This is a genomic window from Oculatella sp. FACHB-28, from assembly GCF_014696015.1.
Classification (GTDB): Bacteria; Cyanobacteriota; Cyanobacteriia; order Elainellales; family Elainellaceae; genus JAAUTN01.
Window position 1 is genome coordinate 276,103 of record NZ_JACJPJ010000035.1, and the last position, 15,075, is coordinate 291,177.

Below are 15,075 nucleotides of genomic sequence, written 5' to 3' on the forward strand. Positions count from 1 at the left end.
TGTATTGACCTAATACAGAATTGACCTAATACAAGCGGCTAAGAACGTAATCCGCTAGATTAATCAGTGTTTGGCGAGATTCTGAATGAGGCAAGTCACTCAAGTGTTGAACTGCCGCATGAGCGTGCTGAGCAGCTAATTCGCGAGAACGCTCAATTCCCTGGCTGTCTTTGATTAAGGCGATCGCCTGCTCTAAATCTCCATCCTGAGCAAACTCTCGCTCAATTAAGGACTCCAGATAGGGCTTTTCTTCCAAGGCATAGAGAGCAGGTGCAGTTAGATTGCCGCTCTTTAAATCAGACCCAGCAGGCTTACCCAAAGATTCTATCGAACCCGTGAAATCTAAAATATCATCCACAACTTGAAACGCCAAACCAATATGACGACCATAACTATATAGATGCATCGCTAGCTCAGCAGACACACCGCTCAACAGCCCCGCTGCTTTCGCGCTATTAGCAATCAGAGAAGCCGTTTTGTAATAGCTTTTCTCTAAATACGCCTCAATCGATAGGTTTGCTTCAAAGCAACTCAAGCCTTGGAGAATCTCACCCTCTGCCAAGTCCATGATTACTTCAGACAGCAGTTTCACAACTGCCAAATTATCCAAATTTGCCAGATACCAGGAAGACTGAGCAAACAGAAAATCTCCTGCAAGTACCGCAACTCGGTTGCCAAAACTACTGTGAACCGTCGGCACACCGCGTCTTACATCAGACTCATCTACCACATCATCATGTACCAGACTGGCAGTGTGAATCATCTCGGTAATTTCAGCCAACCGACGATGCTTAGGAGAAATATCTTGTTCAGGCATCGTAGCGCGAGAAATCAGCAGAACGATGGCGGGTCTGAGGCGCTTTCCTCCTGCCCCAAACAGGTGTTCTGCGGCAGCATACAAAATAGGATGACGTTCACCAACCAGGTTTTTCAAATTTTCTGTGAGCAGGCGCAGATCCGCTTCAACTGGTGAAAAGAGAGAGGTCGCTGAGGTCATGAATGAGCCGCTTCAGGCGTTAGATTACAAAATTTTACATATCTTAGCTCTATTCTAAGGCAAGCCTTCTGCATCTGAAAGAACAAAGTCTGGGTTCTAGAGTTTTCTATCTCCTGGAGGGGATTTCAGAATATTGATAGCAGTAAGAGTCTACCCTCAAACGGCTAATCAGGCTAATTAGAGTGTGTTACTAGTTCCCTTGCTCGGATTTAATCACATCTGAGTTAGCAGTGAGCTTTATATAAGTGCTCGTTATAAGCAGTTTGTTTTGTCCTAGTTCGATTGCGTCTTTTATTTCGGATTGGAGTTGATGTTCGACAGATGTTTTACAACTCCCCAAAGCAGTATTTTAATAAGCATAAGTACTTAGCAAAAATGTTCTTAGGAACCCGGCTGTCCCAGTCCAGTTTTGATTGTCTAACCTTGTGAAAAAGCCTATTCCAGCCTCATGTAGATTTATTAAGTCTATGAAAGAATGCCCTATTGAAAACCAAAATCCTGTGCTAGGATTTTTATAGAGATTTAAAAGTTTTCAAACTTAACGCGAATAGGGCTACGGCAATTTTGAAGTAGCGGCAAGGGTATAAGGAGTTCTAATTTTGCGCTCCTCTTGCTGTGCCTATCTACTTTCCAATTAAAGCTAGCCAGGTTAGTTCATCAATTATCCAGATTTGGATTGCTGCTGGCAGTCTGAAATGGCTGTTCTCTCGGAACGAGTCTCCTGTTAGATGTATCCTTTAGGTTGCATCCTGCATGGCATGGCTTTGGGAGGACGGAGACAAAATATCTAATTGAAAGCGCAGAGCTTAGGCTTTGGCTTAATTTTGTTTAGTTTGAACTCTGACTTTACTAGGCTGCTAATTATGACGTACAACGGTATTCCATTCATCATCCCAGTCTTGGCAGCAGGCTACCTTCTAGCGGTTTATCTGCTGCTGATGCTTGTACAACGCTTACAGGCTTGAGTACTCTGCTCATCTCAGCACTGCGCTGAGTAAGGGTTGTGCCGTGCATTCAGGAGGCGGGGCGATCGCCGTCACTCCTCTTAAGACTGGACATTTATCGCAACTATCTAGGGGTAGATTATACACCAATTTGTTCTCCTCGTACAGATGTACGATAGCGTTGCTTCAGCATCATGCTGACCTGCGTTAGACTCTGACTGTCTCAGTCAGGTTCACTTGCTCAACAAGAGGCGTACAGCCTAACCACTGAACTGAAACCTGCCTGAAATGATCGGGGTTGCCACTGACACAAAAGCGAGTTGGCAAAGGTGGGCGAGTGCTTTTTAGCCCTAACAGGTCTAGCTCTTGAGCGGCAGCAGCCACTACATGCACAGCCGGATCAACGAGCTGAACGGAGGGCGGCAGAAGAGTTCTTAAGATTGGCGAGAGATGAGGATAGTGGGTACAGCCGTACACGAGCGTGTCGATGTTTTGCTCTAGTAGGGGCGTGAGATATTCCAGTGCGATCGCTCTAGTGTAGGGAGTGTGAATCTGGTTTTGCTCAATCAGCGGCACAAACTCTGGACAACCTACTTGCCAGACTTGAACCGTGCTGTCTGCTTCTAAAATTGCCAGACGGTAGGCATTACTGGCTGTGGTTGCAGGTGTCGCAATTACGCCAACGCGCTTGCCTTGCTGAACAGCAGCCCGTGCCCCTGACAAAATTAGGCGCAGAATTGGCACTTCGATTTCAGCACAGAGCTGATCAATCGCGATCGCATCGCTGGTGTTGCAAGCGACGACGATCATTTTCACGCCTTGCTGACACAGCCAGGTCAGAATTTCTCGGGCAAACTGGAGAATTTCTGCCGCAGAGCGATTGCCGTAGGGCACTCTCGCAGTGTCGCCCACATACAAAATCGACTCGTTGGGCAACTGGCGATACATTTCTCTCAGGACAGTCAGCCCCCCTACCCCGCTGTCAAATACACCAATTCTGGCGCGTTGAGAATTGGTTCCCAGATTTGCTAGAGGGTCGATTGGAGAGCGCTTGGAACCAGCCAGAGAGTGAATGCCGAGTTGGGAGTCTGTTGCTTCAGAGCAAGGATGGGTTTTAGAAGAGTTAGACACAGGGAATTAAACACAGAAAAAGCTGTGAACACAGTAAAGCCTACAGTTAAAAGTTGTAAAGCTTTATCTAAAAGTTTTGCTGAACATAGAGAAGAATGCCACGGGCGATCGCTCCTGCCATCTGGCTACGGTATGCCGGATCACCTAGACGTGGGGCATCATCGCGCCCCGTCACAAACCCAGTTTCTAACAAAACTGCTGGCATAGAAGTATTTCGAATAACATAAAACCTCGCCTGCCGTACTCCTCGATCCGCTGAGCCTGTATTTTGCACCATACTCGCGTGAATAACTTGTGCGAGTCGCAAACCATTATTCGAGTAATAGTAAGTTTCTATGCCATTCACGTCAGGGCGGCTCATGCTGATGGCGTTAGCATGAATACTTACAAACAGGTTGGCGTTGGACCGTTCAGCAATCTGGACACGGGGTTCTAGATCCAGGTCACGATCATCCTGTCGAGTCAGCACAACTTGAATGCCTTGTTGCTCTAGCAGAGAGGCAACTTCCAGGGCGATCGGCAGCACAATATCTTTCTCGCGGATACCGTTAATGCCAATTGCACCTGGATCGGGACCGCCGTGTCCCGGATCGACTACCACGACAATGCGACTGTTGGGTACACCTGGCAAATCAGTGGGTGGATAGCCAGCACGGGGAGGCGTAACAGGAATTGGATTGCCACTAGGGGGGCGCTGACCTGCCCGTTGCAGTTCCAATGAAAGCAATTGTTGGCTGGGCTGATTGACTCCGCTAATGTTTACGCCAGCGGCAGGCTGCACCGAAATCACAACGGTGTCGTTGTCCTCTTGCCGTAGACGAACTCGTCGCAACGGGCTGCTCGCGTCTAATTGAGGACTGTCGACGTTATTAGCAAGTCTTGCATTCGGAATCGTAATTTGATAATCGGCCGTTGCTCGATCCCATCCGGATGTAAAAGTTAGTGGTTGATTCGCCTGAATCAACAGTTGAGAGTTGTTGCTTAGTTGAATGCCTTCGATAGTGGCAGGTTCTGCGGGAGCAGCTTGGGCAACGGGGGGGGCAACACTGGGGGGTTCGTCCTCTCTAGCAAAGCCGCTGGTCGGAATCAGCACAACTCCACCAAATTCGCTGGCTGTGGCTTCCCAATCGATGTTTGGATCGGATAGCTCAAGGGTGACTCTGGCAGTGGGTGGGTCAGATTCAAGTTGACTGATTTGAATTTGCTCTACGCCAAAACGACCTACCGGAATTTCGGCTGCCAGTTGAGATGAAACTGCCGTGTTTTCCAGGTCGAAATAGAGTTCGCGACGGTTACGACTGCGATCGACTTCAATTTCTGGTACTGCCCCGCTGGTGCGAAGGAAAAACCCATCAGGGGTCACTCGCACATTTTCTAGCTGAGTGGCTGCTCCTGAAACCGATGGAGAACTTTCTTGAGGGGTAGATTCACTGGGAGGCTGAGTGGTCACTGAGGGAGGAGATTCAACTCGCTCAGGTGTTGGCAGTTGCACGGTCCATTGGGTGGGTGTTGCTCCTCGTACCTGCACCTGCTGTGGGTCGAGCGTGTATCCAGGGTCAAGCTCAATCACAATACGGGCAGTCTGTGCATCAAATTGTCCAACGCGGACCTCGCGCACTCCACCGCCTACAAGCTGACTCAAGTTTGAGTTGCCCAGGGTGGTTCCTGGCAGGTCGATCACTAACCGAGTTGGGTTAGAAATAAGTTGCGCCCTGGGCTGCACGCCGCTATCTGTAGTGAAGACGAGCTGATTCTGACTTGGATTAAAGCGCCAGAATTGCAGTCGAGCCGCCTCTGCTGGAGAAGCGATAATCAAAGCGCCCACAATACCCAGAAGACTGGGAATTATTCGTTCAAATCTCACGGTCTCAGGTTCTCCTCGTTGCTCTAGTCTCGTCGCTTGGATAGAGACGGTCGGTGTCTTAATAGGTTATTTAACGGTTGCTAATTGTCGTTGTTGGGGGATCGCCTCCGCTAATGTGTAGGAGTAGCTGAGGAACGGTTTGTAGGGGCGTTGGTGAGGGGCTTGAGTTGGGCGATCGCTCTACCTTAGCAATTTCGCAATCAGATTCTGAACTATTTGGGATTTTAGAGTTTGGGATTTTAGAGTTACGATTTTCGATTGCAAAAGTTTTAATGAATTGGTGTTCTGACAATCTATCTGACGCACTGCTCTTTGACAAACTAGTCTGAAAGCGCAGTTTTCATCGTTAGAGTGAACTTAACCCGTAGCTAGCAATCGATTCATGTCGTAGCTGAATATACAGCATGAAACGGAGTTGGGAAACCGAATGCTAGAGTCTCGTCACTTCAACAGATAAATCAGTGCTGGCAAAACATTGCAATGATTGTGCTGCTAGCGTCAGGTGAGTCAAGGTAAGTCACTAGTATTCCCAAACCTATTTCCGCTCAATCCGGAAAAAGATTGCGACCCTTTAAGGATCGCAGTCTCTAAAAATCAGGTATTGCTATTGTTGCCTCTATTGCTTCATGCCCAATAGCTCTTGGGGCGATGCTAGCAGCTTGATTTTGACTGAGAGAATTTCTGACTGAGCGTTCAGCACAAATAGCCAGTTAACATTCACGCTAAACACAGGGGTTTGTACTTTGCCCGTGATTTTGTAGTGAGTTCCGTCCTCCAGGGTCTCGAAGATGCCCTGACGCGGATGAAACTTCATTCCTTTTGCTTCTGCTTGTAGATAATTGGCGATCGCCTCTCCTCCGACCTGGTCTTCATCAAACGGAGGATGCATCACCCCATCTATGGCAAATAAAGCAGCCGTTGCCTGAAAGTCTGTTGAATTTAGAGTCTCAAAATAGTGATAAATGACTGGTTCTGAGATACCTGAAATAGTTTGTTCAGTGGGTGAGATTGTCTCAGGCTTAACAGTCATTGCCAAGGCTCCTCAAAGTTTTTCCAGTTAGGGCTTTATATACAGCATCTTGGTGCTGAGCATTAAGGCAAAAATATCAGACGGAATAGGCGATCGCTTGCTCCATCCGAGAGATCTTGCTAAGAGATCTTGCTAATCTCACGACTCTTAACCGCATTTTGGTGTTGATGCGATCGCAGTTAAATCGAACCCTAATCAACCAACGGAGTGACAAACGCTAGCTTAGTATTAGCGCTGAGAATCCCATAGAAGTGGCTATTAGCGTTTAGCCAAGGGCATAACCTGAAGCTACTCGTTATGAAACATTTGCTTGCAACGTTACAGATCAGACGCGTCTAGAAGAATTATGGATTTAAACAGCCCTACTCCTGTCGCTCCCCCGGCTGTGGACTGCGCTTCCATCAAGCAAACAGCTCTGGATTTAGGCTTTCATAAGGTAGGAATTGCTGCTGTAGTGCTAGCACAAACCACCGACAGTCCAACGACAAAGCCTCTAGATGCTGCAAGTAATGAGGCTTTAGACCGCTGGTTAGCGCAAGGCTACCAGGCAGAGATGGACTGGATGAAAAATCCCAAACGGCAAGACATTCATCGGGTTATGCCCACCGCAAAGTCGGTCATCTGCGTGGCGCTGAACTATTACACTCCTCACGTCCGCCCGGACGGTGAGGAATATGCCAAAATTTCTCGCTATGGTTGGGGACGAGACTATCACAAGGTGATGCACAAAAAGTTGAAGGCGCTGGCCATCTGGCTAGAGGCTCAAGCTGAAGGGGTTCAGGCTCGACCTTACGCCGACACAGGTCCCGTTCAAGACAAGGTCTGGGCAGAAAGAGCCGGAATCGGCTGGATTGCCAAAAATAGCAATGTGATCACGCGGGAGTATGGCTCCTGGGTGTTTTTGGGAGAAGTGTTGACTAATCTGGAATTAGAAAGCGATCGCCCTCACACTCAGCACTGTGGCACCTGCACTCGATGTATTGAGGCTTGTCCTACGGGAGCGATCGCCCAACCTTTTGTCGTCGATGCCAACCGCTGCATTGCCTATCACACTATCGAAAACCGTGCTGAAGAATTGCCAGAGGCGATCGCGCCTCAACTCCAGGGCTGGGTTGCAGGTTGTGACATCTGCCAAGACGTTTGCCCCTGGAATCAGCGCTTTGCCCAACCTACAGATGTAACTGAATTCCAGCCATATCCCCAGAATGTATCTCCAAAACTGATAGAACTGGCTGAACTTTCTGACGAGGAATGGGATCAGCGTTTCCCCGCGTCTGCCCTCCGTCGCATCAAGCCTGCAATGTTGAGGCGGAATGCAAGAGCAAGTTTGGGAGACTATTGAAGTTGATTTTTGTGCGCTTTCACTAGTCTCCCATCTATGAATTTTCTTCCCCGATCGCAGGTAGATGATTTAAGCTAGCTGAAAACCCTCGTAATTCTAGTCAAATTGTGCTTAAGCGTATTTCTTTGCTTTCCTTCCTGGTTCTAGCTGGTCTGTGGGGCGCTGCTCGACCAGTATATGGACAGGCTTTAGTTCCCCACATTGTGCCTTTAGAGGTTGAGCAGCTTGAGCAGCAGGGCTTGAGCTTGGCTCAAGAAGCAGCACAGCTTGCACAGTTTCAGCAGTATGAACCAGCGTTGTCCAGAGCGCAGCTTGCCACTCAATTGGCTCCCGAAAATGCTCAGATCTGGTCATTGTTGGGAAGTCTCTACCTGACTCCCGAAACGCTAGATCTAAACAAGGGTATTTCGGCTTTGCAGCGGGCGCGGCGGCTGGACCCAGAGAATGCAGCAATTTTGTTTGCGCTTGGCTCAGCTTACTTTCAACTAGAAGACTACAACCGCTCGGTGGAATACCTGCGGTCGGGGTTGGCGCTTGACGCGGAAGTGCCAGGTGCGCTGTTTGACCTGGGCAATGCCTACTACAAGCTAAATCAGTTTGACCAGGCGATCGCCCAATACGAAAGAGCAGTAGAGCTAGACGAGGCTTTTTGGCCTGCTACAAATAACATTGGCTTGGTTCTGTATGAGATGGGCGATGTTGAAGGGGCGTTAGAAAAATGGCAGGCAGCCTTAGAAGTTGATGCAAACCAGCCAGAGCCTCAATTTGCGATCGCCGTCGTGACTTACGGTCAGGGCAATGTAGAAGCGGCCGTTCAGCAAGCAGAAACCGCTCTCCGCCAAGATGATCGATACGCCGATGTAGAATTTTTGCGAGAACAGCTTTGGGGCGATCGCTTGCTCAACGATACTCAAGCCCTCCTGCGACTGCCTCAACTTCAGGCGACTTTAGCTCAACTCAGCGGCACTAGTGCAACGACCGTCGAAATTGTGCCAGGTGGAGCTATTCCTGTACCCGACGGTACAGTGCCCAACCAGTCTACTCCTCCCCAGTAATACTATTCCTATAAGAAAGGGCATCCCGCGCTGCGGGATGCCCTTTCTTAAGAGCTATTTGTACAAAGAGAGGGCGTGGGCTTAGCCCACGCCCTCTCTTTGTAAGAGAACACTAGCCCACTCTCGGACGAGTTACAGGCTGGCGAAATAGTGAACGGAAGTCAGCATCGCGATCGCCCAGCGTTTCATAGAAAAAGAACGAAACGCCGGCAAACTGATGCTCTCGGACAGCCTGTACCTGAGTTTGAATTTGCTCCATGCTGACCGGACGATTTCTCAACCCAGTCAAAACGCCAATACCAACAGGAATGTGAGATTTGGCAAGCTGAATTTCTGGACGCTGTAGCTCACTCGTAAACCGCTCAAAATCATCTCGATAGACCTGAACGATTAGCTCTTCGATCAGCCCTCGCCGCTCCCAAGTGAACCAATCCTGCAAGTATGTTTCGTAGGCAAATTCCCAGGGGTTAGGCGACAAAGAAACGATAGCGCGTGGCTTTTGCGCTTTGACCGTGCGGAAAACCTCGGTCATCAAGCTAGTAATCTTATCTGCTCGCCATCTGACCCACTCTAAATCATGAGGATCATTAGGCGGCAAACTGCCCCCATGTTCCTGCTGGTAAAGCCGCACGGTGTAGGGGTCATACCCTAGCTCCACGGGCATACCAAAGTGATCATCAAACTGAATCCCGTCTACATCGTAGTTGGTGACAATTTCGTTAACCAGATCCAGCAGCATTTGCCGCACTTCTGGGTGAGTCGGGTTGAGCCAAACTCGCGGGTGAGTTCCTTCGTAGATGATTTGACTGCCATCTAGCCGATTTGTCACCCAATCAGGATGACGGCTAACCAAATCGGAGTCTGCGGGTGCCATCAGCCCAAACTCAATCCAGGGAATCACGGTCATTCCACGCCGATGACCCCGAATGACGGCTTCAGCCAACATGTCTCTTCTAGCAAGTCCTGGATGCGGATCAATCGATCGCCCCACGACTCGTTCTGCCACCCGACTGGGGTAAAGTGTGTAGCCCCAATTCCAAACGGTGGGATAGATCGTATTAAAGTTCAGCCGCTTCAATCGCTGAATTGCTCGCCCCAGGTTTTCTCTGGAGAACAAAACATCGCTGTCAATGTTGGTTAGCCAGACTCCGCGCAGTTCTGTTGTGGGAGAGGTGAACGGAAGGGTAGATTGAGCGCTAGCCGGGGGCAAAGAATGTCCAATCAGCGCCACTGCCAGTCCCACCCCTAAAAGAACTGTCAGCCACAGCCGGCGATACCCGTTCAAGTTGTCATCCTCACTCTTAAATCTGTCTCAAGTTTGTTGTATTACTCAAGCTGACTCACGCGATCGCTCTAGAGTTTCCTAAAGTTTTCTCAATAAGTTGCCAAAATCTTGGCAAAATAGTACAAGGGTACTTACTCGTTAGGTAGCAATGCCACGATCTGATCAACAAATTTCTGATGATCTACTACGGGTTTGGAGATGTAGTCATCAGCACCGCTCTGCTTTAAAAAGTTTTCGCGATCGCCCTCCATTGCGTGAGCAGTGACCAGAATGATTGGTAAGCTAGCGGTTTGAGGATCAGCCTTCAACATCTGGGTGATTTTAATACCATCTACAGGTTTACCCTGGTAAACACTGCGAGACAGAGAAACATCCATCAGAATAATATCTGCTCCCCTAGCGTGGGCAATTTCCATGACTTCATCCACGTTCTCTGTATGCTTAACCGCTAATCCACCGCGTTTGGTCAAAATCTTGGAGAAAACACGAGCATTGATCAAGTCATCCTCCACAATTAAAACAGTTTTCATGGCGCTTTCCTTTTTAGTTAATCTCAGGATGAAGCATGTTCAAGCCCTACGGTTTGATACTACTGCGAAATTTACCTTAAACCGCTCAGCCAAGTTAGTGAAACTAGCCAACCCTTTATACCTTAATCTCTATCTTTGCAAGATATTTACACAGACCTATTGTTTGCGATCGCCTAAATTAGCTTACTGAGCTTGTAGGACAGTTACAGGACAAGTGATTCGGAATTTCAGAAGGAAAAGAACTCATGGCTAAGCAGCTTGACATGCTCCCCTCAGGACAAGTAATTGCAACCGCACTGCATACGGAGGTGCAGCGGTCGTACTTAGAATACGCCATGAGTGTAATCGTAGGTCGTGCCCTGCCCGACGTGCGAGATGGGCTTAAACCCGTACATCGGCGCATTCTCTACGCTATGCACGAATTGGGTTTGACCCCCGATCGCCCCTACCGCAAATGTGCCCGCGTCGTTGGAGACGTGTTGGGTAAATATCACCCGCACGGCGACCAGGCTGTTTACGATGCCCTGGTGCGAATGGTGCAGGATTTCTCTAGTCGCTATCCGCTGCTGGCAGGTCACGGCAACTTTGGCTCGGTAGACAACGACCCGCCAGCCGCAATGCGCTACACCGAAACGCGGCTTGCCTCCATTGGCAACGAAGCGCTGCTGACGGAGATTGGGGAAGCAACCGTTAACTTTATTGGCAACTTCGACAACTCTCAACAAGAGCCCATTGTCCTGCCAGCCCAATTGCCTTTCCTGCTACTGAATGGCTCCTCTGGTATCGCAGTAGGCATGGCGACCAACATTCCGCCTCATAACTTGGGAGAGGTGATTGATGGTTTAATTGCGCTGATCGATCGCCCCGATTTATCGGACGAACAGTTGCTCTCGCTGATTCCCGGACCAGACTTTCCCACGGGTGGGGAAATTGTCGGTACTGAAGGCATTCGAGAAGCCTACCTGACCGGACGAGGCAGCATTCCCATTCGAGGAATTGCTCAGTTTGAAGATGTGCAGGTGGGTCGAGGGCGGCACCGCCGGAATGCGATCATCATCACGGAGCTACCCTACCAGGTGAATAAAGCTGCCTGGATTGAGAAAATTGCTGAGTTAGTTAACCAGGGCAGAATCGAGGGAATCGCCGACATTCGAGATGAGAGCGATCGCGACGGAATGCGCGTCGTAATTGAGCTCAAGCGTGAAGCACAAGCACAGCGAATTCTTGACAAACTCTACAAACTCACGCCGCTCCAGAGCAACTTTGGCGTAATTTTGCTGGCTCTGACGGACGGGCAGCCTCGCCAGATGACCCTGCGCGACTTGCTGCAGCACTTCCTCACTTTTCGGGAAGAAACGCTCACTCGTCAGTACACCTATGAGTTGCAAAAAGCTGAAAGCGAAGTTCACTTACTGGAAGGTTCGCTAACTGCTCTGGAGAATCTGGATGCAGTCATTGAAATTTTGCGGAACGCGCCGGACGGCAGTACAGCTAAGCTGACGCTTCAAGAGCGATTTGAGTTTAGCGATCGCCAAGCTGACGCAATTCTTGCCATGCCTCTACGCCGTCTCACCGGGCTAGAGCGGCAAAAACTGCAAGACAATTTTGACCAACTGACTCAGCGAATGCAAGAGCTACGCGAACTGCTCAACAATCGGCGAGAGTTACTCAAGGCGCTAAAAAAAGACCTGCGTACTCTCAAGCGCAAGTACACTGACCAACGCCGTACCCGCATTCAAACCGAAGCAGAACGAGCTAAAGAATCAAAGCGTCTGGCAGAAACGACAGTTGCAGAAGTCGAGACTGAGCAAGAAGTCGTTTTAGAATTTACCCACCGAGGCTATGTCCGTCGCTTGACTCCAAGAGCCTATAAGCGACAGCAGTCTCAGGAAACTCAGAATGGCGCAACGCTAATCGAGGGAGATTTTACCGTTAAGGTACAGACTGCAACGACCAAGCAAGAACTACTGATCCTGACTCGCAGCGGTAAAGCTTATACCACTCTAGTGGGCGACATTCCCCAAACGCCTAGAAACTCCAAGGGAACGCCACTGATTACGCTTTTGCCATCGGCAGCGCATGGTGATCCAGAAACCATCATTGATCAGTTTATTGTGTCTGATGCGATCGCCAATCACGACCTGATCATGCTGACCCGTCAAGGCAGAATCAAACGCCTGCCTCTATCGGAGTTTGCTAACCTGACTGGACGTGGACTGACTGCTCTCAAACTCAAAGAGGGCGACGAGCTACTGTACGTCATTCCCGTCGAAGCCGGAGAACATCTTGTTCTGGCAACGTCAGGTGGTCGAATGCTGCGATTTGAAGTGAGTGATCAGCAGATCCCAGTTCAAAGCCGTACTGCACAAGGCTCAGCCGCAATTCGATTAGGCAAGCAGGAAAGGTTGGTTGGCTGTGTAGCACTCCAAGTCAAGGATGAAGTCTTCCTGGTTTCGGCTAACGGCTATGGAAAACGAATGCCTGTTAGCGCCTTGCGGCTCGCTAACTGTGGAGATTTGGGACTTCAGGCAATCCAGTTTGCCACTAAGACCGATACGTTAGTCGGAATTACCCCTGCGCTACCGGGAACAGATGCAACGCTGCTAACAGACGCAGATCGATTGGTGCTGTTGCCTTTAGCAAAGGTTGCGGTACAGGGCAAAGATGGCGGGGGCGATCGCCTCTTTAAGTCCAACAAGCGTGAAAAAGTCGTGACCGCAACGATTGTGTCGTCCAGAACTGATGAGCAAAGCGATGGCATGGACTCCGAAGAGTCTTAGTGAAAAGCTCTAGATGAGAAATTCTAGTTAAAGCTGCGATCGCTCGAAATCATTACTTCTGGGAAATTTGGTGGCTTAGGTGCGGGTGCATTTGAGAATAGTAAGTGTAGAGGGCAACCGCCTCTTGCTTATTCTCAACGGCATACTGCACTCTAATTCCATCTCCAAGCTGAATCACCAGACACAAACCAGAACCTTCGTCCTCTGCTCTTGCGCCGGTAAGCAGTTTCTTTTCCATGAGAAGCATGGGTCACTCCTAAAAAGCGAATGTTAAACACCAAAGTGACACCCTGATCGGTAGCTTTTTACTCAAACAGCCGAATGAGAATGATTCTTTAGAATCTCCGCCTCAATTTCCGTCTGATCAGCAAAAAATGTAGAAGCACGTAATGAATTCGATCGCATTTTGAATGAAACTAGTGGTCGGTTTGCTCAAGTCTTGGCTGGCGTTAGACTCAATTTTTACCTGCCAGAACTGTGAGACTAACTCAACTAAATTAGATTCAGCCGCTTCGTAACGCTTTCCGTAACCGGCCTTATCAAGTTGCACCCTCACAATAGCTGAATCACCTCTCAGTGTAAGCACTCATTCAGGTGAACTCGTCCGGCCATGTGTATAAGGGTTGACCCCCCTAAAGAGAGGTTTTGTCAGGTTATTCAGATAGATGCCGCTACTACTTTTCAGACAGCAAGGCTATTTTTTGAAGCAATAGGGGAAAATAAGCTGAAACACTAAACACTAAGCGTGGGTTCACTGTGGCGCAGGTTGTTCTAGAGAACGTCTACAAAAGTTTTCTCCGGCATCAAAGCAGACAAACTAGCTTTGTGGCGGCAGGCGCTCTCGTGCCGCCTGTCGAAGAAGCACTGGCTGAAACGCCAACGACCGCTTCAATGGTGAATGTCTTACGACGCATCAACCTGGAGGTCAAGGATGGCGAATTTATGGTGTTGGTGGGACCATCCGGTTGTGGCAAAAGTACTCTACTGAGACTGATTGCCGGATTGGAGCAAGTAACGGGTGGCAATATCTGGGTAGGCGATCACCAGGTCAATGACCTGCCGCCCAAGCAACGCGACATCGCCATGGTGTTCCAAAACTATGCGCTCTATCCCCACATGACGGTTTACGACAACTTGGCATTTGGGCTACGCCGCACGAAGGCAGTGCACAACTCTGCTTCATCTCAAACTCTAAATGCCGAAGCTCAAACCAATCGCTTTGCCTGGACAGAAACTTTTTTGACCACGCTTACCCGTCCCCTGCCAAAACAATTGCGCTACTGGTCGCAGCAGGAGCGGGAAATTGATCGACGAATTCGCACCGTTGCCCAAATCTTGCAAATTGAACCGCTGCTCGATCGCCTGCCAAAACAGCTTTCAGGCGGACAAAAACAGCGGGTTGCTTTGGGACGGGCAATGGCACGAAACCCTCAAGTGTTTTTGATGGACGAGCCGTTGTCTAACCTGGATGCCAAGCTCCGTACCGAAACCCGTGCCCAAATCGTCAACCTTCAGCGCAAGCTGGGTACCACAACCATTTACGTCACCCACGACCAGGTTGAAGCCATGACGATGGGCGATCGCATTGCCGTGATGAACGCCGGGCAAATTCAGCAAATTGCTGCGCCGCTAGAACTCTACAACCGACCTGCCAATCGGTTTGTGGCAGAGTTCATCGGTTCACCGCAGATGAATTTTTTGCCCGTTCAGGTCAAGGCACCGCTCCTGATAACCCATCCGCAGTTTCGGCTAACTCTCCCTCAAAGCTGGGAAACTGCACTGAGTCAATATGATGGGCGATCGCTCACACTTGGCATCCGTCCCGAACACCTGAGCCTTAGCGTTGCCGCTCCCAAAAACATTCCCGTTCGAGTAGAGCGGCTTGAAGCGCTGGGTAATGAGACTCAACTGGTCTTAAATTTAATCGAATCTGCTACTCCATCTGAGCCAACCGTTTTAAGAGCGCGAGTCGAGCCAGACCGAAGGGTCAGGTTGGGAGAAGAACTATGGCTAGCGATCGCCACCGACAAAATCCACTTATTTGACGCCCGGACGGGAGAGGCGATCACTCACCATTAGGCTACTCCCGATTCAGTTCTCCGATTTTGCACTCTCCG

11 protein-coding genes are annotated in these 15,075 nt (G+C 49.5%); 4 read left to right on the plus strand and 7 right to left on the minus strand.

The window, feature by feature from the left end; all coding sequences use genetic code 11:
• Nucleotides 1-25 precede the first annotated feature (25 nt).
• The 4 genes from sds to H6F88_RS03735 all read right to left on the minus strand — a co-directional run bounded on the left by sds (nucleotide 26) and on the right by H6F88_RS03735 (nucleotide 5,966).
• A complete protein-coding gene (gene sds / locus H6F88_RS03720) occupies nucleotides 26-997 on the minus strand; it encodes a solanesyl diphosphate synthase (protein WP_190641382.1) in 972 nt (323 codons plus the stop codon).
• A gap of 1,151 nt (nucleotides 998-2,148) precedes the next feature.
• Complete coding sequence (gene murI, locus H6F88_RS03725; RefSeq protein WP_190641442.1) at nucleotides 2,149-2,964, minus strand: glutamate racemase; 816 nt, start codon at nucleotides 2,962-2,964, stop codon at nucleotides 2,149-2,151.
• A 175-nt stretch (nucleotides 2,965-3,139) separates the two neighbouring features.
• Complete coding sequence (locus H6F88_RS03730; RefSeq protein ID WP_190641383.1) at nucleotides 3,140-4,936, minus strand: N-acetylmuramoyl-L-alanine amidase; 1,797 nt, start codon at nucleotides 4,934-4,936, stop codon at nucleotides 3,140-3,142.
• 616 nt (nucleotides 4,937-5,552) lie between these two features.
• Complete coding sequence (locus H6F88_RS03735) at nucleotides 5,553-5,966, minus strand: ketosteroid isomerase family protein (protein WP_190641384.1); 414 nt, start codon at nucleotides 5,964-5,966, stop codon at nucleotides 5,553-5,555.
• A gap of 346 nt (nucleotides 5,967-6,312) precedes the next feature.
• Between H6F88_RS03735 and queG the strand changes: the two genes are divergently transcribed.
• Nucleotides 6,313-7,308 carry a tRNA epoxyqueuosine(34) reductase QueG gene (gene queG / locus H6F88_RS03740; RefSeq protein WP_190641385.1) on the plus strand — a complete coding sequence of 332 codons (996 nt, stop codon included), beginning with the start codon at nucleotides 6,313-6,315 and terminating at the stop codon, nucleotides 7,306-7,308.
• A gap of 107 nt (nucleotides 7,309-7,415) precedes the next feature.
• Entirely contained in the window at nucleotides 7,416-8,363 is a 948-nt protein-coding gene (locus H6F88_RS03745) for a tetratricopeptide repeat protein (protein WP_190641386.1), read from the plus strand.
• Nucleotides 8,364-8,475: 112 nt separating this feature from the next.
• On the opposite strand, the gene H6F88_RS03750 is transcribed toward H6F88_RS03745, so the two are convergent.
• Both H6F88_RS03750 and H6F88_RS03755 read right to left on the minus strand, forming a co-directional pair.
• Complete coding sequence (locus H6F88_RS03750; RefSeq protein ID WP_347277661.1) at nucleotides 8,476-9,585, minus strand: glycoside hydrolase family 10 protein; 1,110 nt, start codon at nucleotides 9,583-9,585, stop codon at nucleotides 8,476-8,478.
• 194 nt (nucleotides 9,586-9,779) lie between these two features.
• Nucleotides 9,780-10,178 carry a response regulator gene (locus tag H6F88_RS03755; RefSeq protein WP_190641388.1) on the minus strand — a complete coding sequence of 133 codons (399 nt, stop codon included), beginning with the start codon at nucleotides 10,176-10,178 and terminating at the stop codon, nucleotides 9,780-9,782.
• A gap of 245 nt (nucleotides 10,179-10,423) precedes the next feature.
• Between H6F88_RS03755 and gyrA the strand changes: the two genes are divergently transcribed.
• Nucleotides 10,424-12,958, plus strand: a complete 2,535-nt coding sequence (gene gyrA / locus H6F88_RS03760) for a DNA gyrase subunit A (RefSeq protein WP_190641389.1) — start codon at nucleotides 10,424-10,426, stop codon at nucleotides 12,956-12,958.
• Between the two features lie 52 nt (nucleotides 12,959-13,010).
• Here the strand turns inward: gyrA and H6F88_RS03765 are convergent, their stop codons facing one another.
• Entirely contained in the window at nucleotides 13,011-13,205 is a 195-nt protein-coding gene (locus H6F88_RS03765) for a hypothetical protein (RefSeq protein ID WP_206756421.1), read from the minus strand.
• Between the two features lie 509 nt (nucleotides 13,206-13,714).
• Between H6F88_RS03765 and H6F88_RS03770 the strand changes: the two genes are divergently transcribed.
• A complete protein-coding gene (locus H6F88_RS03770) occupies nucleotides 13,715-15,037 on the plus strand; it encodes an ABC transporter ATP-binding protein (protein WP_347277657.1) in 1,323 nt (440 codons plus the stop codon).
• The last annotated feature ends 38 nt before the right edge of the window (nucleotides 15,038-15,075 follow it).